Annotated in this window: 16 protein-coding genes and 1 other RNA gene; 9 read left to right on the forward strand and 8 right to left on the reverse strand. The window is 62.1% G+C overall.

Annotation, left to right across the window (positions count from 1 at the left end; translation table 11 throughout):
- Positions 1-223 precede the first annotated feature (223 nt).
- The 4 genes from dapB to grpE form a co-directional block, all read right to left on the reverse strand.
- Entirely contained in the window at positions 224-1,027 is an 804-nt protein-coding gene (gene dapB, locus GEV39_RS21145) for a 4-hydroxy-tetrahydrodipicolinate reductase (protein WP_173891111.1), read from the reverse strand.
- Between the two features lie 13 nt (positions 1,028-1,040).
- Positions 1,041-2,165, reverse strand: a complete 1,125-nt coding sequence (gene dnaJ, locus GEV39_RS21150) for a molecular chaperone DnaJ (RefSeq protein WP_009685335.1) — start codon at positions 2,163-2,165, stop codon at positions 1,041-1,043.
- A gap of 196 nt (positions 2,166-2,361) precedes the next feature.
- Positions 2,362-4,287 carry a molecular chaperone DnaK gene (dnaK, locus tag GEV39_RS21155; RefSeq protein ID WP_173891112.1) on the reverse strand — a complete coding sequence of 642 codons (1,926 nt, stop codon included), beginning with the start codon at positions 4,285-4,287 and terminating at the stop codon, positions 2,362-2,364.
- Between the two features lie 101 nt (positions 4,288-4,388).
- Positions 4,389-4,946, reverse strand: a complete 558-nt coding sequence (gene grpE, locus GEV39_RS21160) for a nucleotide exchange factor GrpE (protein WP_009685333.1) — start codon at positions 4,944-4,946, stop codon at positions 4,389-4,391.
- A gap of 192 nt (positions 4,947-5,138) precedes the next feature.
- Here grpE and recN point away from each other — a divergent pair, with 192 nt between their 5' ends.
- Positions 5,139-6,812, forward strand: coding sequence for a DNA repair protein RecN (gene recN / locus GEV39_RS21165; protein ID WP_173891113.1), 1,674 nt, complete (start codon positions 5,139-5,141; stop codon positions 6,810-6,812).
- A gap of 250 nt (positions 6,813-7,062) precedes the next feature.
- Here recN and fur read toward each other — a convergent pair whose 3' ends face one another.
- Positions 7,063-7,467 (reverse strand): ferric iron uptake transcriptional regulator, encoded by a 405-nt coding sequence (fur, locus tag GEV39_RS21170; RefSeq protein ID WP_009685331.1) that lies wholly within the window; start codon positions 7,465-7,467, stop codon positions 7,063-7,065.
- A 97-nt stretch (positions 7,468-7,564) separates the two neighbouring features.
- Between fur and GEV39_RS21175 the strand changes: the two genes are divergently transcribed.
- On the forward strand, positions 7,565-8,101 hold the full coding sequence (locus GEV39_RS21175; protein ID WP_173891114.1) for an outer membrane protein assembly factor BamE: 537 nt from the start codon (positions 7,565-7,567) through the stop codon (positions 8,099-8,101).
- 57 nt (positions 8,102-8,158) lie between these two features.
- Here GEV39_RS21175 and GEV39_RS21180 read toward each other — a convergent pair whose 3' ends face one another.
- On the reverse strand, positions 8,159-8,593 hold the full coding sequence (locus tag GEV39_RS21180; RefSeq protein ID WP_173891115.1) for a type II toxin-antitoxin system RatA family toxin: 435 nt from the start codon (positions 8,591-8,593) through the stop codon (positions 8,159-8,161).
- Between the two features lie 163 nt (positions 8,594-8,756).
- Between GEV39_RS21180 and smpB the strand changes: the two genes are divergently transcribed.
- Positions 8,757-9,239 carry an SsrA-binding protein SmpB gene (smpB, locus tag GEV39_RS21185; protein ID WP_029887491.1) on the forward strand — a complete coding sequence of 161 codons (483 nt, stop codon included), beginning with the start codon at positions 8,757-8,759 and terminating at the stop codon, positions 9,237-9,239.
- A gap of 169 nt (positions 9,240-9,408) precedes the next feature.
- Here the strand turns inward: smpB and GEV39_RS21190 are convergent, their stop codons facing one another.
- Positions 9,409-10,176: a GntR family transcriptional regulator gene (locus tag GEV39_RS21190; RefSeq protein WP_054881451.1), complete on the reverse strand. Its 768-nt coding sequence runs from the start codon at positions 10,174-10,176 to the stop codon at positions 9,409-9,411.
- Positions 10,177-10,431: 255 nt separating this feature from the next.
- Here GEV39_RS21190 and GEV39_RS21195 point away from each other — a divergent pair, with 255 nt between their 5' ends.
- The 6 genes from GEV39_RS21195 (at position 10,432) to GEV39_RS21220 (ending at position 18,160) form a co-directional block, all read left to right on the forward strand.
- The gene (locus GEV39_RS21195; RefSeq protein WP_173891116.1) at positions 10,432-12,102 is read left to right on the forward strand and encodes a lactate permease LctP family transporter; all 1,671 of its coding nucleotides are present in this window, start codon (positions 10,432-10,434) and stop codon (positions 12,100-12,102) included.
- A 62-nt stretch (positions 12,103-12,164) separates the two neighbouring features.
- Entirely contained in the window at positions 12,165-13,310 is a 1,146-nt protein-coding gene (lldD, locus tag GEV39_RS21200) for an FMN-dependent L-lactate dehydrogenase LldD (protein WP_009685323.1), read from the forward strand.
- Between the two features lie 75 nt (positions 13,311-13,385).
- Positions 13,386-16,196, forward strand: coding sequence for an FAD-binding and (Fe-S)-binding domain-containing protein (locus GEV39_RS21205; protein ID WP_173891117.1), 2,811 nt, complete (start codon positions 13,386-13,388; stop codon positions 16,194-16,196).
- Between the two features lie 277 nt (positions 16,197-16,473).
- Positions 16,474-16,764 carry a PA2433 domain-containing protein gene (locus tag GEV39_RS21210; RefSeq protein WP_173891118.1) on the forward strand — a complete coding sequence of 97 codons (291 nt, stop codon included), beginning with the start codon at positions 16,474-16,476 and terminating at the stop codon, positions 16,762-16,764.
- Positions 16,765-16,864: 100 nt separating this feature from the next.
- Positions 16,865-17,263, forward strand: a transfer-messenger RNA (tmRNA) gene (gene ssrA / locus GEV39_RS21215).
- Between the two features lie 321 nt (positions 17,264-17,584).
- Positions 17,585-18,160 carry a DUF4760 domain-containing protein gene (locus tag GEV39_RS21220; protein WP_173891119.1) on the forward strand — a complete coding sequence of 192 codons (576 nt, stop codon included), beginning with the start codon at positions 17,585-17,587 and terminating at the stop codon, positions 18,158-18,160.
- Positions 18,161-18,626: 466 nt separating this feature from the next.
- Here GEV39_RS21220 and GEV39_RS21225 read toward each other — a convergent pair whose 3' ends face one another.
- Positions 18,627-18,851 carry a hypothetical protein gene (locus GEV39_RS21225; RefSeq protein WP_173891120.1) on the reverse strand — a complete coding sequence of 75 codons (225 nt, stop codon included), beginning with the start codon at positions 18,849-18,851 and terminating at the stop codon, positions 18,627-18,629.
- Positions 18,852-18,864: the final 13 nt, after the last annotated feature.

Here is an 18,864-nt window from a genome sequence, read left to right on the forward strand (position 1 = left end):
GAATTCAATTCGCTGCGCGCTTTTAGTGGACACACTAAAGCTGTAGCTTACAGAAAAGTGCGTTTTCGGTCTACCGCATATGTGCCTCTAAAACACATCGATGCGACAGGCTGGCTAATGGGTTGGCTTCTTCGCGGGCTTGCCCGCTCCCACAGGGCCTGGGCCTAGCACAAACCCTGTGGGAGCGGGCAAGCCCGCGAAAAAGCCAACACAGCCTCACTGCTTAACGCAGCTCAAGCACATCCTGCATGTCGTACAGACCAGGCTCACGCCCGTCGAGCCACAGCGCCGCACGCACGGCGCCCTTGGCGAAAGTCATGCGGCTGGAGGCCTTGTGGGTAATCTCCAGGCGCTCGCCTTCTGCAGCGAACAGTACGGTGTGATCACCGACCACGTCGCCAGCACGCACAGTGGCAAAGCCGATCGTCTTGCGGTCGCGCGCGCCGGTCTGCCCTTCACGGCCATACACGGCCACTTCCTGCAAGTCGCGGCCCAGCGCATTGGCAACCACTTCACCCATGCGCAACGCCGTACCCGAAGGTGCATCGACCTTGTGGCGGTGGTGCGCCTCGATGATTTCGATATCCACATCATCGCCCAGCACGCGTGCCGCCATGTCGAGCAACTTCAGGCTCAGGTTGACGCCGACGCTGAAGTTGGCAGCGAACACGATTGGAATGTCCTTGCCCGCCTCGGCCAGCAACTGCTTTTCTTCGACGCTGAAACCGGTGGTACCGATGACCATGGCCTTGCCGTGCTTGCGGCAGAACGCCAGGTTCTTCAGGGTGACTGACGGGTGGGTGAAATCAATCAGCACGTCGAACTCGTCCACCACCTTGGCCAGGTCGTCGGACAGCAGCACACCAATGCGCCCCAGGGCCGCCAGTTCACCGGCATCGGCGCCGACCAGCGAGCTGTCCGGGCGGTCGACCGCCGCCGTCAGCCCGGCGCCGGGTTGCTGCTGCACGGCCTCGATGAGGGTCTTGCCCATCCGCCCTGCCGCGCCCATCACTGCAATACGTCGCATAGCCTTTTCCTTGTCAGAGATCGCCGAAGAAGCGCTTCACGCCATCGAACCAGCCACTGGCCTTGGGCGAGTGCGAGCTGTCGCCTTCCAGCGAATCACGCAGCTCTTCGAGCAGTTCGCGCTGACGGCGGCTGAGGTTGACCGGGGTTTCCACGGCCACACGGCACAGCAGGTCACCGGCACCACCACCGCGCACCGGCGCCACACCCTTGCCGCGCAAACGGAACTGCTTGCCGGTCTGGGTGCCTTCCGGAATACGCAGCTTCACGCGGCCATCGAGGGTCGGCACTTCCAGCTCGCCGCCCAGGGCAGCATCGGTGTAGCTGATCGGCACTTCGCAGTACAGGTGCTTGCCGTCACGCTGGAAGATCTCGTGCTCACGCACACTGATCACCACATACAGGTCGCCGGTCGGGCCACCATGGGTGCCGGCCTCGCCTTCACCCGACAGGCGGATACGGTCACCGGTATCGACACCGGCCGGCACCTTGACCGACAGGGTCTTGTATTCCTCGACGCGGCCTTCGCCGTGGCACGAGGTGCAAGGGTCGGTGATGATCTTGCCCTGGCCATGGCAACGCGGGCAGGTTTGCTGCACCGAGAAGAAGCCCTGCTGCATGCGGACCTGGCCAATGCCACCACAGGTAGGGCAGGTCGACGGGGTGGAGCCCTTCTTGGCGCCGGAGCCATCGCACGGCTGGCAGTTGACCAGGGTCGGCACGCGGATGCTGACCGTAGTGCCGCGCACCGCTTCTTCCAGGTTCAGCTCCAGGGTGTAACGCAGGTCGCTGCCACGCTGGGCGCCACCGCGTCCGCCACCACGGCCACCGCCGAAGAAGTCGCTGAACACATCGCCGAAGATGTCGGAGAAGTTGGCGCCACCGAAACCAGGGCCGCCGCCGCCCATGCTCGGGTCGACACCGGCATGGCCATACTGGTCGAACGCAGCGCGCTTACTGGCATCAGACAGCACTTCGTAGGCCTCGTTGGCCTCTTTGAACTTGTCTTCGGACTCTTTATCGCCCGGGTTGCGGTCCGGGTGGTATTTCATCGCCAGACGGCGATAAGCCTTTTTGAGGTCTGCCTCGGTGGCGCCGCGCTCGACACCCAGAACCTCATAATAATCACGCTTGGACATAGGTCATTTGCACCTTGTTGGGCGTGTGGCATCTGCGCCACGCCATCAGCACCTGCCCTCGCCCACCGGGGCCGCTGACAGATGCTGTAAAAATTCTCGAATTCCAGATACGCCAACGCGGGAGCAAGCCCCCGCGCGGCGACATCCTACCAGTTCACCGCCAAACCACGGTGAACTGGCCGACAACATGCAACGATTACTTCTTGTCGTCGCCTTTGACTTCTTCGAACTCGGCGTCAACCACGTCATCGTGCTTGGCTTCCGGCTCGGCCTGCTGCGCGCCACCCTGAGGCTGTTCGGCCGACTGCTCGGCGTACATTTTCTGGGCAACCGGGGCAGAGACCTTGGACAGTTCTTCGACCTTGGCGTCGATGGCGGCCTTGTCGTCGCCTTTGACAGCGGCTTCCAGGGCAACCACGGCAGCCTCGATGGCGGTTTTCTCTTCAGCGGTGACCTTGTCACCCGCGTCAGCGACCATCTTGCGGGTCGAGTGAACCAGCGCATCACCCTGGTTACGGGCAGCAGCCAGCTCTTCGAACTTGCGGTCTTCCTCGGCGTTGGCCTCGGCGTCACGCACCATGCGCTCGATTTCTTCGTCCGACAGGCCGGAGTTGGCCTTGATCACGATCGACTGCGACTTGCCGGTGGCCTTGTCTTTGGCGCTGACGTGCAGGATACCGTTGGCGTCGATGTCGAAGGTCACTTCGATTTGCGGCACACCGCGTGGCGCTGGCGGAATGTCGGCCAGGTCGAACTTGCCCAGCGACTTGTTCTGCGCAGCCTGCTTACGCTCACCCTGCAGCACGTGAATGGTCACAGCGCCCTGGTTGTCGTCGGCAGTCGAGAACACCTGCGACTTCTTGGTCGGGATGGTGGTGTTCTTCTCGATCAGCGAAGTCATCACGCCGCCCATGGTTTCGATACCCAGGGTCAGCGGGCTGACGTCCAGCAGCAGCACGTCTTTCACGTCGCCAGCCAGTACCGCGCCCTGAATGGCAGCGCCCATGGCCACGGCTTCGTCCGGGTTGACGTCCTTGCGGGCTTCTTTGCCGAAGAAGTCGGCAACAGCCTTCTGCACCAGCGGCATACGGGTCTGGCCACCGACCAGGATCACGTCGTCGATCTTGCTGGCGTCGATGCCGGCGTCTTTCAGCGCTACGCGGCATGGCTCGATGGTACGGGTAACCAGGTCTTCGACCAGCGACTCCAGCTTGGCGCGGGAGATTTTCACGTTCAGGTGCTTCGGACCGGTGGCATCTGCAGTAATGTACGGCAGGTTGACGTCGGTCGACTGAGCGGACGACAGCTCGATCTTGGCTTTTTCAGCAGCTTCTTTCAGACGCTGCAGGGCCAGTGGATCGTTCTTCAGGTCCATGCCCGACTCTTTCTTGAACTCGTCGACGAGGTAGTCGATCAGGCGCATGTCGAAGTCTTCGCCACCCAGGAAGGTGTCGCCGTTGGTAGCCAGTACTTCGAACTGGTGCTCGCCGTCGACTTCGGCAATTTCGATGACCGACACGTCGAAGGTACCACCACCCAGGTCATAGACGATGACGGTGTGGTCGCCCTTGGCCTTGTCCATGCCGTAGGCCAGTGCAGCGGCAGTCGGCTCGTTGATGATACGTTTTACGTCCAGGCCCGCGATGCGGCCGGCGTCTTTGGTAGCCTGGCGCTGGCTGTCGTTGAAGTAGGCCGGTACGGTGATTACCGCTTCGGTCACGGGCTCGCCGAGGTAGTCTTCGGCGGTTTTCTTCATTTTCTTCAGCACTTCAGCGCTGATTTGCGGCGGTGCCATGTCTTTGCCGCCCGCTTGTACCCAAGCGTCGCCATTGTTGGCCTTGACGATTTTGTAGGGCACCAGCTTGATGTCTTTCTGCACGACGTCTTCTTCGAAGCGGCGGCCGATCAGGCGCTTCACGGCGAACAGGGTGTTGTGCGGGTTGGTGACGGCCTGGCGCTTGGCCGACTGGCCAACCAGGATTTCGCCATCGTTGGCGTAGGCCACGATCGAAGGGGTAGTACGCGCACCCTCGGCGTTTTCGATGACTTTGACGTTACCGTTTTCCAGAATAGAGACGCACGAGTTGGTGGTCCCCAGGTCGATACCGATGATCTTGCCCATGTTAACTCTCCCGAAACTTGAATTTGGTAGCAGCGACTAATTTGGCCAACTGCGGTAATACTTGAAGGCTTGACACCTAGATGGGGATGCCCCGACGGATTTCAAGCCTTTTCATTGATCGAGGGTTGCGCCGCGCTCGGCGCCTTGCTGACCACCACCATGGCGGGGCGCAGCAGGCGGCCGTTGAGCAGGTAGCCTTTCTGGAACACGTTCAACACGCTGTTAGGCTCTACGTCAGCGCTTTCCTGCATGGCCATGGCCTGGTGGTGCTCAGGGTTGAACGGCTGGCCATGCGGGTCGACCGCTTCGAGGTTGTAGCGCTTGAGGGTGTCCTGGAACATTTTCAGGGTCAGCTCCACGCCTTCGCGGATCTGCTTGACGTTTTCATCCTCGGCACTGGAGTGGGCCAGGGCCAGTTCCAGGCTGTCGATCACCGGCAGCAGGTCGCTGGAGAACTTCTCGAGGGCGAACTTGTGGGCTTTCTCGACATCCTGCTCGGCGCGGCGGCGAACGTTCTGCAAGTCGGCCACGGCACGCAGCGATTGGTCCTTGGCGGCGGCCAGCTGTTCCTCGAGTTCCAGAACACGGGCATCCGCAGTGGCTTGGGCACCGGTTTCTTCAACATTAAGGTCTTTTTCGTTCAGCTGTTCGTCAGCCATGGGGTCTCTCCTGCGCAATTTTGTGGACTGCGAGCCAGGCTCGCCTTGGTTGTCGGCTATATGGGGCCGGAAAAACCAGCTTCAAGGGGCAAGCGGGTTTCCAGGCACAAACAGAATCCGCCAAGAGGCATTGGCAGGCCTGAAAAAAGTACTGTATAAATAACCAGACCTGACTTTTCGGGAGCCGCCCCCATGCTGGTGCACCTGTCCATTCACAACTACGCCATCGTCGAACACCTCGACCTCGAAATCGCCCGCGGCATGTCCGTCATCACGGGCGAGACCGGCGCTGGCAAATCGATCATGCTCGACGCCCTCGGCCTGGCCCTGGGCGACCGGGCCGACAGCGGCGTGGTGCGCCCTGGCACCGACAAGGCCGATATCCTGGCCACCTTCGACCTGGTGGACATCCCCGAGGCGCACAGCTGGCTGGCCGAGCGCGACATGGACAGCGACGGCCTGTGCATTTTGCGCCGGGTCATCACCGCCGAAGGGCGCAGCCGGGGCTACATCAACGGCACCCCGTGCCCGCTCGGCGACCTCAAGGCCCTGGGCGAACTGCTGATCGACATCCACAGCCAGCATGAGCACCAGTCGCTGCTGAAAACCGACACCCACCGCCGCCTGCTAGACGAGTACGCCGGTGCTGTCGACCTGGCCCGCCAGGTGCAACTGGCCGCCAAACGCTGGCAGCAAACCCGCCTGGAACTTGAGCGCCTGTCCAACTCCGGTGACGAGCAGCGCGCCCGCCATCAGCTGCTCAGCTACCAGCTGGAAGAGCTGGACAACCTCGCCCTCGGCGAGCACGAACTGGAACAGCTGGAGCAGGAACACAAGAACCTGACCAGCGCCGAAGCCCTGTTCGGTATCTGCCGCCAGGTCATCGACCAGTGCAGCGAAAGTGATTCGGGCAACGTACTCAGCGCCCTCACCGCCAGCCTCAACCGCCTCGGCGCCGCCACCCAGTCGCCCAAGGCGCTGACCGAGGCGGCCAACCTGATCGCCAGCGCGCAGATCCAGGTTGAAGAAGCGGTGGGTGAGCTCAACCGCTTCCTGGACAACTTCGATGCCGACCCGATGCGCCTGCAGGCACTGGAGGAGCGCCTCGACACCATTTATACCCTGGCGCGCAAACACCGTGTGCACCCGACCGAGCTGCCCCACCTGCAGCAGCAACTGATGGAAGAGCTGGAAGGCCTGAACGCCAGCGATGAATCGATTGAACAGCTGGGCGAAGAGCTGGCTGCGTACGCCCAGCACTATAAAGAGAGGGCCAGCGAACTCAGCGCCCTGCGCCGGCAGGCCGCCCAGCAGTTGGCGGTGGCGGTGGAACAGGAAATCCAGCGCCTGGGCATGCCTGGCGGGCGCTTCCGTATCGAGCTGACCCCGCACCAGGGCACGGAACTTTCGCCGCATGGCCTGGAGCAGATCGAACTGCTGGTCAGCGCCAACCCGGGGCAACCCCTCAAGGGCCTGGCCAAGGTTGCGTCGGGTGGCGAACTGTCGCGCATCAGCCTGGCGATCCAGGTGATCACGGCACAGACCTCGCGCATTCCCACGCTGGTATTCGACGAAGTGGATGTGGGTATCGGCGGGCCCACCGCGGAAATCGTCGGCCAGCTGCTGCGCCGGCTGGGTGAGCGCGGCCAGGTGCTGACCGTGACCCACCTGCCGCAGGTGGCAGCGCAGGGGCACCACCACCTGTTCGTGCACAAGGTGCGCAACAGCGACACCACCCACACCGCCGTGGCCAGCCTGGGCAAGCGCGAGCGCGTGGAAGAAGTCGCACGCATGCTGGGCGGCATCGACCTAACCAAGGAATCCCTGGCACATGCGCGCAAGATGGTGGTCACCAGCAAGGCCTGAAACAACCGATCCGCGAACGCGCTGGTGCTGCAACGGCCTATTCGCCACAAGGGGCTTCGTCGATCCGCAAATAGTGTAGGAGCGGGTTTACCCGCGAATGCGGTGGCGCTGCAACAGTAAATAGCCAGGAAATCCTGACCAGCAGGCCCGACCTATTCGCGGGTGAACCCGCCCCTACACACAGACCTAATGCCCCAAAAGCACAAAGGCGACCCGAAGGTCGCCTTTGCTATCCATAACGATTGAATCGTTACTTCTTCTTACGCACGTACAGGACCAGATTGTGGTCCACCAGCTCGAAACCGTGTTCCTCCACGATTTCACGCTGACGCTTCTCGATGGCGGCGTCCATGAACTCGATGACTTCACTGGTATCCACGTCGACCATATGGTCGTGGTGACCGCCATCAGCCAGTTCGAATACCGCATGACCGCCGTCGAAGTTGTGGCGAACCACCAGACCCGCCGCTTCGAACTGGGTCAGTACGCGGTACACGGTAGCCAGGCCAACGTCCTCGCCAGCCTCCATCAGCGCCTTGTAGACATCCTCGGCGCTCATGTGACGCTGCTCGGCAGAGTCGAGCATCTGAAGGATCTTGACTCGAGGCAGGGTTACCTTGAGACCGGCTTTGCGTAATTCGCTATTTTCAACCATGGTCAGCTTTCTCGCCGATGCTGCTTCGCAGCTTCTCTTAATACGGGTATGATCGGGGTTTACGTTGTCCAGCCAAGATAGTGGAAGTCGCCCACCGATGCAAAACACCAAGCTCTTGCTAAACAGCCTCGCCCTCGCGGGACTGCTCGCACTCGCCGGTTGCTCGTTTCCCGGGGTTTACAAAATCGACATCCAGCAGGGCAATGTCGTCACGCAGGACATGATAGACCAATTGCGCCCGGGAATGACCCGACGGCAAGTGCGGTTTATCATGGGCAACCCGCTGATTCAGGACACTTTCAACACCAACCGTTGGGATTACCTGTACAGCCTGCAGCCTGGTGGCGGCCAACGCCAGCAGGAGCGCATGAGCATTTTCTTCAACGACAGCGACCAACTGGTCAGCCTGTCTGGCGACTTTATGCCAGGCGTTAGCCGCGACCAGGAAATTCTGGGTGGCAGCAGCGATACCACGGTCAGCCCCGCCACCGAGCCAGGCCAAACCGAGCAGCCCGCCACACAACCGGCGGTGCAACCCGCCAAGCCTGGTTCGACCGAAGAGGCCATCCAGCGCGAAATCGATACTATCGAGACCACCCCGGTGCCTACGCCAGCACCGCTGGAAACCCGGTAATCGAAAGCAACAAAAAAGCCCGGACTTGTTCCGGGTTTTTTGTTGCTGCCTGCCTGATCAGCCGTTCAACTGCTTGGCACGCTGGCAGAACGCATCGACCAGGGTATTCGCCGCCTGGTTGAACAGCGGCCCCAACGTGGCACGCACAATGGGCCCGGCATAATCGAAAGACAGGTCCAGGCTGATTTTGCAGGCCTTCTCGCCCAAAGGCTTGAACACCCACACCCCATGCAATTGGGTAAAGGGGCCTTCCTCCAGGTTCATTTCGATGGACTGCCCGGGCACCAGCACGTTGCGCGTCACAAAGTGCTGGCTCATGCCGCCCTTGGCCACTTCGAGCTTGGCACGCATGTGCGTTTCGCTGCTTTCGATCACCGTCGCGGCCGAGCACCACGGCAGGAACTGCGGGTAGCTGGCCACATCGTTGACCAGATCGTAGAGCGCCTGGGCGGGGTATGGCAGCAGGGCGGAGCGTTGAATATGGGTAGTCATCCAGGCGTCACTTCCAAGGCTGGGTGGCGGCGCTTCGCAGCGTGCCAAAAACAGATTCTGTCGGCAGGACAGGGCTTGTATTGTCCGGTATTCATTGCGGTGGCTCAAGCACACCGAAATCCCATAGCGAACGACGCACGGTCTTGCCTATAATGCCGGCCCTATGGCTAAACAAAAGAAACATCCGACCGGGACCATCGCGCAGAACAAAAAAGCGCGACACGATTACTTCATCGAACACAAGTTCGAGGCCGGGCTGGTCCTGTCCGGTTGGGAAGTAAAAAGCCTGCGAGCCGGCAAGGCGCACCTCGTGGACAGCTACGTGCTGCTCAAGGACGGTGAGGCCTGGCTGTTCGGCAGCCACATCACCCCGCTGACCACGGCCAGCACCCACGTGATCGCCGACCCGATGCGCACGCGCAAGCTGCTGCTGAACAAGCGCGAGCTTGAGCGCCTGGAAGCGGCGGTGGCGCAAAAGGGTTACACCTGCGTGGCGTTGTCGCTGTACTGGAGCAAGCACCTGATCAAGTGCGAAATTGCACTGGGCAAGGGCAAGAAGGAATTCGACAAGCGCGACACCGTGCGCGAACGCGATTCCAACCGCGAGCTGCAGCGGGCGGTGCGCAACAAGGGCAAGGAAGACTAAAACCTTCTTTGTCAGCAGCGCGGTCAGTGTAGGAGCGGCCTTGTGTCGCGATGGGCTGCGAAGCAGCCCCAGCAATCTCCGCTCATTGCCGAAGCCCAGGGGCCGCTTCGCAGCCCATCGCGACACAAGGCCGCTCCTACATTAACCGCACATGCATGAAGAGACCGAGTCAACGCCCGCTACGCCGCTCCGCCCGCGCTACCCGCTGCGCCTCCTCATGCGCCTCTTCCAGCACTTCCTGCACATACAGAATGTGCCGGCTGGACACCTCTCGCGCCTCCTCCGCCCTGCCCTCGACAATCGCCAGGTAAAGCTCGCGGTGCTGGCTGATCAGCATGTCGCGAGTCTCGGTCCGCTGCTGGTACATGCCACCGATGTTGGTCACCACGTTGCGCTTGAGCAGGTCGAACAAGCCGCGGATGGTGTGCAACAGCACCGCGTTATGGCTGGCCTCGGCAATTGCCAGGTGGAAGCGCGCATCGGCCGCGCCCTCCTCGGCCCGGGTCACTTCATCGACCCTGGCGTAGCAGTCCTGCAGCGTGTCGAACGCCGCCTTCAGCCGCGCCCGGTCTGGCTCGGTAGCGCGCTGCGCCGCGTAATACGCACAGGACGCCTCCAGCGTATGGCGAAACTCGAGCAGGTCCCGCTGGGCCTCGGGGCTGTGTTCCAGCAACTGCAACAGCGGGTCACTGAACGTGGACCCCAGCGACTCGGCGACAAAGTTGCCGCCCCCCTGCCGGCTGACCAACAAGCCCTTGGCCACCAGTTTCTGGATCGCCTCACGCAGTGACGGGCGCGACACACCGAACTGTTCGGCAAGCGCACGCTCGGCGGGCAGCCGCTGCCCTGACGTAAGGGTGCCCTCCAGAATCATCGCTTCCAACCGATCGACGATGTCGTCGGACAGGCGCCGTTGGCGAACCTGATCAAAAACCATCACATGCTCTCCACAAACCCCGGCACACACCCGGGGGTGCCTATTCTCGCCGATCCAGAGCGCGCGAACACCCATCAGGCCATGATTTTCCCGGCACATCAGCTGCCCGCTCATCGGCACGCGACCAAAGTTTTGCACGGGACAAATTGACACACCCACGACAGCGCTTTTAACCTAGCGACCAGCCATTGTAAATTGGTCTTACCAATTATCCAATGCCAGCGCCTGACCAACAACAATTAGGGGCCACCCCATATGCAAACCTGGCAACAACTCTATAGCCCGCTTGGTAGTCTTGGCCTGTCCGCACTGGCGGCGGTCATTCCCATCGTGTTCTTCTTCCTTGCCCTCGCCGTGTTCCGCCTGAAGGGCCACGTGGCGGGTAGCATTACCCTGGCCTTGTCGGTACTGGTGGCCATATTTGCCTTCCACATGCCGGTCGACATGGCCCTGGCTGCCGCAGGTTACGGCTTCCTTTACGGCCTTTGGCCAATTGCCTGGATCATCGTTGCCGCGGTGTTCCTGTACAAACTCACGGTCAAGAGCGGCCAGTTCGAAGTGATCCGCAGCTCGGTGCTGTCGATCACCGACGACCAGCGCCTGCAGGTACTGCTGATCGGCTTCTGCTTCGGCGCGTTTCTGGAAGGTGCAGCAGGCTTCGGCGCGCCGGTGGCCATCACCGCCGCACTGCTGGTCGGCCTGGGCTTCAACCCACTGTACGCCGCCGGCCTGTGCCTGATCGCCAACACCGCACCGGTCGCCTTCGGCGCCCTGGGCATCCCGATCATCGTGGCCGGCCAGGTGACCGGTATCGACGCCTTCCACATCGGCGCCATGACCGGCCGCCAGCTGCCGCTGCTGTCGCTGTTCGTGCCGTTCTGGCTGGTGTTCATGATGGACGGCCTGCGCGGCGTGAAAGAAACCTGGCCTGCGGCCCTGGTCGCCGGCCTGAGCTTTGCCGTGACCCAGTACTTCACCTCGAACTTCATTGGCCCCGAGCTGCCAGACATCACCTCGGCCCTAGCCAGCCTGATCTGCCTCACCCTGTTCCTGAAAGTGTGGCAACCCAAGCGCGCGTTCGGCGAAGCCAAGGCCAGCGTGGGTGCTGCCGTGGTGCAGCCAAGCGGCAGCCAGCCAAGCCCTTACAGCTTTGGCGAGATTTTCAAGGCCTGGTCGCCGTTCCTGATCCTGACCGTGCTGGTTACCATCTGGACCCTGAAACCGTTCAAGGCAGCCTTCGCCCCGGGCGGCGCGATGTACAACTTCGTGTTCAACTTCGCCATCCCGCACCTTGACCAACTGGTGATCAAGACCGCACCGATCGTGGCCGCCCCAACCGCCATGCCCGCAGTGTTCAAGCTGGACCCGATCTCCGCCACCGGCACCGCGATCTTCCTCTCGGCGCTGATCTCCATGGCGGTGCTGAAAATCAACTTCAAAACTGGTCTTACCACTTTCAAAGAGACCTTCTGGGAACTGCGCTGGCCCATCCTGTCGATCGGCATGGTGCTGGCCTTCGCCTTCGTCACCAACTACTCGGGCATGTCGTCGACCATGGCCCTGGTGCTGGCCGGCACGGGCGCGGCGTTCCCGTTCTTCTCGCCGTTCCTTGGCTGGCTGGGTGTGTTCCTGACCGGGTCGGACACCTCGTCCAACGCCCTGTTCAGCTCGCTGCAGGCCACCACCGCCCACCAGATCGGGGTCAACGACACCCTGCTGGTAGCGGCCAACACCAGCGGCGGCGTGACCGGCAAGATGATCTCCCCGCAGTCGATCGCCGTGGCCTGCGCCGCCACCGGCCTGGTCGGCAAGGAATCCGACCTGTTCCGCTTCACCGTCAAGCACAGCCTGTTCTTTGCCACCATCGTCGGCCTGATCACCCTGATCCAGGCTTACTGGCTGACCGGCATGCTGGTTCATCACTAAAGTGAAAGGGGCCGGGCGCCATCGGGCGCCTGGCATACCCCCAAGCAACGCTGCGAGAATCCATGATCATTTCTGCCTCTACCGACTATCGCGCCGCGGCCCAACGCAAGCTGCCTCCTTTCCTGTTCCACTATGCCGACGGCGGTGCCTACGCCGAGCACACGCTGCGCCACAACGTAGCCGACCTGGCAAGCATTGCCTTGCGCCAGCGCGTGCTGAAGAACATGTCCGAGCTCAGCCTGCAGACCACACTGTTCGGCGAAACCCTGAGCATGCCCGTGGCCCTGGCCCCGGTCGGCCTCACCGGCATGTACGCCCGCCGTGGCGAAGTGCAGGCGGCGCGGGCGGCGGCGGCCCATGGCATCCCGTTCACCATGTCTACGGTGTCGGTGTGCCCGATCGAAGAAGTGGCGCCAGCCATCGACCGCCCCATGTGGTTCCAGCTGTACGTGCTCAAGGACCGCGGCTTCATGCGTAACGCCCTGGAGCGGGCCAAGGCGGCCGGGGTCAAGACCCTGGTGTTCACCGTGGACATGCCCGTGCCCGGCGCCCGCTACCGCGACGCTCACTCTGGCATGAGCGGCAAGCACGGCCCGCTGCGCCGCGTGCTGCAAGCCATGACCCACCCCGAGTGGGCCTGGGACGTGGGCGTGATGGGCCGCCCGCACGATTTGGGTAACATCTCCAAGTACCGGGGCAACCCGACCGGCCTGGCCGACTACATCGGCTGGCTGGGCAACAACTTCGACCCGTCCATTTCCTGGAAGGACCTGGAGTGGATCCGCGAGTTCTGGGATGGCCCGATGATCATCAAAGGCATCCTGGATGCCGATGACGCCCGCGATGCGGTCAAATTCGGTGCCGACGGCATCGTCGTGTCCAACCACGGTGGCCGCCAGCTCGATGGCGTGCTGTCCAGCGCCCGCGCCCTGCCGGCCATTGCCGATGCGGTGAAAGGTGACTTGAAGATTCTCGCCGACTCCGGCATTCGCAGCGGCCTGGATGTGGTACGCATGATCGCCCTGGGTGCCGACACCGTGCTGATTGGCCGCGCCTTCCTCTATGCGCTGGCCGTGCATGGCCAGGCCGGGGTGAAAAACCTGCTGGAGCTGTTCGAGAAGGAAATGCGCGTAGCCATGGTGCTGACCGGCGCCAAGACCATCAGCGAAATCACCCGCGACTCGCTGGTACGCGAACTGGGCGCCTGAGCGCCTGCACCAACGACCGCCTGATAGACCCGGGGCATGTGGCACGCAGAGGCCACAGCCCCGCGAGGAGACTGCATGAGCCTGCCCGCCGCGTTTCTGCGTGATGCCGAGCGCCTGATCCCCGCCGCACGCCGCTTCGACGACCCCACCTCGACCCTGGCCTTCGGTACCGACGCCAGCTTCTACCGGCTGATCCCCAAGCTGGTGGTGCGCGTCGAGTCCGAAGACGAAGTGGTCGGCCTGATCAAGCTGGCCCAACGCGACCGGGTGCCGGTCACCTTCCGCGCCGCCGGCACCAGCCTGTCTGGCCAGGCCATCAGCGACTCGGTGCTGATCGTGCTGGGCGATAACTGGAACGGCCGCGAGATCCGTGGCCAAGGCGAACAGATCCGCCTGCAGCCCGGGGTGATCGGCGCCCAGGCCAACGCCTGGCTGGCCCCGTTCGGACGCAAGATCGGCCCCGACCCGGCCTCGATCAACGCCTGCAAGATCGGCGGTATCGTCGCCAACAACGCCAGCGGCATGTGCTGCGGCACCGCCCAGAACACCTACCACACCCTGGCCGGCCTGCGCCTGGTGCTGGCAGACGGCACCCGCCTGGACAGCGAAGACCCGGCCAGCGTGGCGGCCTTTGAAGCCAGCCATGCCGAGCTGCTGCAAGCGCTGGCCCGCCTGGGCCGCGAAACCCGCGCCAACACGGCATTGGCCGAGCGCATCCGGCACAAGTACCGGCTGAAGAACACCACCGGCCTGTCGCTGAACGCGCTGGTGGACTACGACCAGCCGCTGGACATTCTGCAGCACTTGCTGGTCGGCTCCGAAGGCACCCTGGGCTTTATCAGCGCTGTTACCTACAACACCGTGCCCGACCACCCGCACAAGGCCAGCGCCCTGCTGGTGTTCCCCAGCGTGGAAAGCTGCTGCCGCGCGGTGCCGGTACTCAAGCGCCAGCCGGTGTCGGCCGTGGAACTGCTCGACCGCCGCAGCCTGCGCTCGGTGCAGGACATGGCCGGCATGCCGCTGTGGGTAAAAGGCCTGTCGGCCAACGCCTGCGCCCTGCTGATCGAGTCACGCGCGGCCAGCCAGAGCCTGCTGCATGAGCAACTGCAGCAGGTAATGGCCTCGATCGCCGACTTCCCGCTGGAGCAGCGCGTGGACTTCAGCGAAGACCCGGCGGTGTACAACCAGCTGTGGAAAATCCGCAAAGACACCTTCCCCGCCGTCGGCGCCGTGCGCCAGACCGGCACGACCGTCATCATCGAAGACGTGACCTTCCCGGTCGAGCAATTGGCCGAGGGCGTGAACCGCCTGATCCAGCTGTTCGACAAGCACCGTTATGACGAAGCGATCATTTTTGGCCACGCCCTGGAAGGCAACCTGCACTTCGTGTTCACCCAAGGGTTCAACAGCGCCGAAGAGGTTGCCCGTTACCAGGCCTTCATGGACGACGTGGCGCAGCTGGTGGCCGTGGAGTTTGGCGGTTCACTGAAGGCCGAGCACGGCACCGGGCGCAACATGGCACCGTTCGTGGCGCTGGAGTGGGGCCACGACGCCTACCAACTGATGTGGCAGCTCAAGCGCCTGCTCGACCCCAACGGCATCCTCAACCCCGATGTGGTACTGAGTGACGACCCGGCCATCCACCTGAAAAACCTCAAGCCACTGCCCGCCGCCGACGAAATCGTCGACAAGTGCATCGAGTGCGGCTTCTGCGAACCCGTGTGCCCGTCCAAGGGCCTGACCCTCAGCCCACGCCAGCGTATCGTGATGTGGCGGGACATCCAGGCCAAGCAGCGCGCCGGCGTCGACACCCGCGAGCTGATGCGCACCTACCAGTACCAAGGCATCGACACCTGCGCTGCCACCGGCCTGTGCGCCCAGCGCTGCCCGGTGGGCATCAACACCGGCGAGCTGGTAAAGAAACTGCGCAGCCAGGCTGCCGACCACGGCAACACCGCCAACTGGCTGGCCGATCACTTCCCCACCGCACTGGGCGGCGCCCGCCTGACCCTGACCGCAGCCAACGGCGCGCGCAAGCTGCTCGGCGCCCCGCGCCTGGGCCGCCTGAGTGCCACCCTGCGCAAAGCCAGCAACGGCCGCCTGCCGCAGTGGACCCCCGCCATGCCCCAACCGCTGCGCCCGGTCGCGTTCGGCCAGGCCAGCAACGACGCCCGCCCACGGGTGGTGTACCTGGCGGCTTGCGTGTCCAGGGTAATGGGCCCGGCCTATGCCGACCGCGAGCAAAGCCCGCTGCTGGACAAGACCCGCGCCCTGCTGGAAAAGGCCGGCTACCAGGTCGTGTTCCCCGACAACGCCGACAGCCTGTGCTGCGGCCAGCCGTTCGCGTCCAAGGGTTACCCCGAGCAGGCCGAACACAAGCGCCAGGAGCTGATCAACGCCCTGCTGCACGCCAGCCGCGGCGGCCTTGACCCGATCTACTGCGACACCAGCCCCTGCACCCTGCGCCTGGTACAAGACCTGGGCGACACCCGGCTGGACCTGTACGACCCCGTACGCTTCATTCGCACCCACCTGCTCGAACGCCTGGAGTTCACCCCCCAGGATGAGCCGGTGGCCGTGCACGTGACCTGCAGCACCCAGCACCTGGGCGAAAGCCAGGCCCTGATCGACCTTGCCCGGCGCTGCAGCAAGCAGGTAGTCATCCCGGAAGGCATTCATTGTTGCGGGTTCGCTGGCGACAAGGGCTTCACCACCCCCGAGCTCAACGCCCACTCGCTGCGCAGCCTGAAGGATGCCGTGCAGTACTGCAGCGAAGGCATTTCCACCAGCCGCACCTGCGAGATCGGCTTGAGCAGCCACAGCGGCATCGACTACCACGGCCTGGTCTACCTGGTGGACCGCGTCACCCGCCCCCGCAGCCTCTGAAGCCTGCGCGATTCATTGTGGGAGATAACACAACCCTACGGGCTGCGCCGTCGCGAAAAGAACTCAGTTCGTAAGCGCGACGCGGCCGGTGTAGGAGCGGGCGTGCCCGCGAAAAACCCAGCGCGGTAGCTGGCACCGGCTAAGCCGGTGTTCGCGGGCAAGCCACCCCCTCTCGCAAACAACCCCGCCCCCGCGGCACGAACAAGATTGAACCCTTGTGGAATTGCCAAGGTCCATCCTTTAGGCCCACCTTCCCGAGGCCCCAGAGGAGACTCCCATGAAAGGTACCGCGCTTTCGGCCCTGTTCGCGGCCGCTACCCTGCTGGCTTCGCCGGTGTTCGCTGCTGACGACCTGTGCGCCATGAACCTGCAAAAAATCGATGACAGCATGGCTACCGCCGGCGCCACCTCCGAGGGCCTGGACAAGGCCGTGACCGAGCACGTCGACAAAGCCAAGGCTGCCCAGGCCTCGGGTGACACCAAGGAATGCATCGCCATCACCAGCAAAGTGCTGGAGCGCCTGGAAAAAACCGAGAAAGGCAGCAGCAGCGGCAGCGGCGGCGCCTAAGCCCTGGCGCGGGCGACAGGACCAGCTGTCGACGTCGCCCGCACAATGGCGTATACTCCGGCTCACGTGCCGTAAGGTACGTTAGCCAAGAGCTAGTGTAGGGGCCGATTAGGATTCGACGCCGGTAGCGAAACTCTAGGTGCATGCCGAGTTGGTAACAGAACTCGTAAATCCACTGTTGCAACTTTTATAGTTGCCAATGACGAAACCTTCGGCGCGGAGTACAAGCTGGCTGCGTAAGCAGTCCTCTTGACCCGTTGCTTCTGGTAGCTTCGGCTCCAGCAATCACTAGGGGATGCCTGTAAACCCGAACTGATTGTCATATAGAACAGGATCGTCGCGTAGCACGTTGTGGGCGAAGCGACTAAAACTTACACAACTCATCCAAAGCACCCTGCCCGTCGGGCGGCTGCGGATTAAATCAGTAGACACGGCTAAGCATGTAGTACCGACAGCGGAGTACTGGCGGACGGGGGTTCAAATCCCCCCGGCTCCACCAAATAACTTAAGCAAATCAAGCACTTACAGAGTTCTGGTAGTGCTTTTTTTGTGCCTGGAGGGGTCGAGTTGGGCTGGTTATGCCAGCTTTATGACAGCGTCACCGATGACTGGCAGGACTGCTGGTGTTGACAAATGGGACACCCGCAACCATGATCAAACCGCGAGCCGCTAGCGATGCCGCTAGGTTAACTGAAGGAGTTCTAATGAGTATGAACGTGATGACCAAGCGTGAAGAATACGAAGGCCTGTAAAGCAGTAGCTCACCCCTCCCACAAGAATGGAGACCTGTCGGTCTCCATTTTTTTCGTCGAGATTTTGTATGGAAACAGTGTGTCAAACCACGCCTCAGGTCCTAGAGGCACTCGGCTCAGAGATCTTGCGTAACCTCCTACTGATCCTCGGGCTAGCAACGGCTGTTGCTTCAGTGGTAACGAGCAAAATTATTGCTCGAAGGAAGCAGACCGCAGATCTCATGTTTGGTAGCAGAAGCGATGAACAGCTCAACGAGGGCTATTCAGTGATTCGTCAGCTCCATGACGATCCAAACGGAAACATCCGGGCAGTGTTCCCAGCCAAACGCGAGGTGCCCGATGACCCTGCTGAGGCTGAAAAACTTGCTGCACAGAAGGAAAAAACCCAGAAAATCAGTTACGTTCTTAACTATTGGGAGCGGATCAGCATTGGGATTGATGAGGGGATCTATTGTGAGCGAATGCTTCGGTACACGAGCAACACCACACTGATCAACCTATACACTCAAGCTCTACCCTTTATTGAAGCCGTACGCGAGCGGTCACGAGTACCTACCTACTTTGTGGATATCGAGCGCCTAGCCCTTCGATGGAAGAGCAAACCTCTCAAGCCGAAGAGAATCAAGCGCATTGGATTCCTTTAATTAGGTCCATGCAGCTTGAAAGCGTGAAGCCCTGGCGTTCAAGTCAGGGTTTTGCCGTACCGATCCAGCTTCTATTTTTTCAGAACACTCATAGCAGCACGCCAGCATCGCCTGGCGTCGACAACGAGGTTGAACCTGATCGATGAAGATCACTGATGAGCTGCGTGCACAAGTCAGGGACAAGCTAGCGAACACCCCTCCCTATCCAGATGTTCAGGCCCTTATCGCCAGCGGTGATCTGCGCAAGGTACGCGGTGGGTATAGCGTCCTAACCACTGCTGGATTTGAGGCGATCAAATACTACGTTGCCTCAACTATGTCCCCGCACGACACAACCAAGCCCGCAGTTTTCACTCTCCATAGGCGCAGGAAGTCTTAGGAGAGCATCAGCGTCACGCTCACGCTGCCGACGCTCGGCCACAATCTCACCCTCAGCGTAAAGCTCTTGGCCCCACAGGCCGGCGTCCTAGTGAAGAGGCGGTAAATCCTTGCCGCGCATCTTTGCGATCACGCGAAGCTGGTAATCGGACACCACCTGAAAGAGCGACTCCGCCAATAAGCGCAACCGCTCGACCTCTTCCGCCGGCGCGCCACGGTCCTGGGCCTGGTGATACTCGCGCATGGCGTCGATGGCCTGCTGAATCAGAGGCTCGCCGGCCTCGACCATGCCGATGAAGGTGCGCTTGTCCATTCTGGTGACCTGC

It is taken from the genome of Pseudomonas sp. NY5710, from assembly GCF_013305665.1.
GTDB classification, from domain to species: Bacteria; Pseudomonadota; Gammaproteobacteria; order Pseudomonadales; family Pseudomonadaceae; genus Aquipseudomonas; species Aquipseudomonas juntendi.

Excerpts from the sequence above, each read along its gene's own strand:
- GEV39_RS21225 (WP_173891120.1), bottom strand. The coding sequence starts at position 18,851 with ATGGACAAGCGCACCTTCATCGGCATGGTCGAGGCCGGCGAGCCTCTG.
- GEV39_RS21220 (WP_173891119.1), top strand. The coding sequence starts at position 17,585 with ATGGAAACAGTGTGTCAAACCACGCCTCAGGTCCTAGAGGCACTCGGC.
- GEV39_RS21210 (WP_173891118.1), top strand. The coding sequence starts at position 16,474 with ATGAAAGGTACCGCGCTTTCGGCCCTGTTCGCGGCCGCTACCCTGCTG.
- dapB (WP_173891111.1), bottom strand. The coding sequence starts at position 1,027 with ATGCGACGTATTGCAGTGATGGGCGCGGCAGGGCGGATGGGCAAGACC.
- lldD (WP_009685323.1), top strand. The coding sequence starts at position 12,165 with ATGATCATTTCTGCCTCTACCGACTATCGCGCCGCGGCCCAACGCAAG.
- GEV39_RS21205 (WP_173891117.1), top strand. The coding sequence starts at position 13,386 with ATGAGCCTGCCCGCCGCGTTTCTGCGTGATGCCGAGCGCCTGATCCCC.
- grpE (WP_009685333.1), bottom strand. The coding sequence starts at position 4,946 with ATGGCTGACGAACAGCTGAACGAAAAAGACCTTAATGTTGAAGAAACC.
- recN (WP_173891113.1), top strand. The coding sequence starts at position 5,139 with ATGCTGGTGCACCTGTCCATTCACAACTACGCCATCGTCGAACACCTC.
- GEV39_RS21175 (WP_173891114.1), top strand. The coding sequence starts at position 7,565 with ATGCAAAACACCAAGCTCTTGCTAAACAGCCTCGCCCTCGCGGGACTG.
- dnaJ (WP_009685335.1), bottom strand. The coding sequence starts at position 2,165 with ATGTCCAAGCGTGATTATTATGAGGTTCTGGGTGTCGAGCGCGGCGCC.
- GEV39_RS21195 (WP_173891116.1), top strand. The coding sequence starts at position 10,432 with ATGCAAACCTGGCAACAACTCTATAGCCCGCTTGGTAGTCTTGGCCTG.
- smpB (WP_029887491.1), top strand. The coding sequence starts at position 8,757 with ATGGCTAAACAAAAGAAACATCCGACCGGGACCATCGCGCAGAACAAA.
- GEV39_RS21180 (WP_173891115.1), bottom strand. The coding sequence starts at position 8,593 with ATGACTACCCATATTCAACGCTCCGCCCTGCTGCCATACCCCGCCCAG.
- dnaK (WP_173891112.1), bottom strand. The coding sequence starts at position 4,287 with ATGGGCAAGATCATCGGTATCGACCTGGGGACCACCAACTCGTGCGTC.
- fur (WP_009685331.1), bottom strand. The coding sequence starts at position 7,467 with ATGGTTGAAAATAGCGAATTACGCAAAGCCGGTCTCAAGGTAACCCTG.
- GEV39_RS21190 (WP_054881451.1), bottom strand. The coding sequence starts at position 10,176 with ATGGTTTTTGATCAGGTTCGCCAACGGCGCCTGTCCGACGACATCGTC.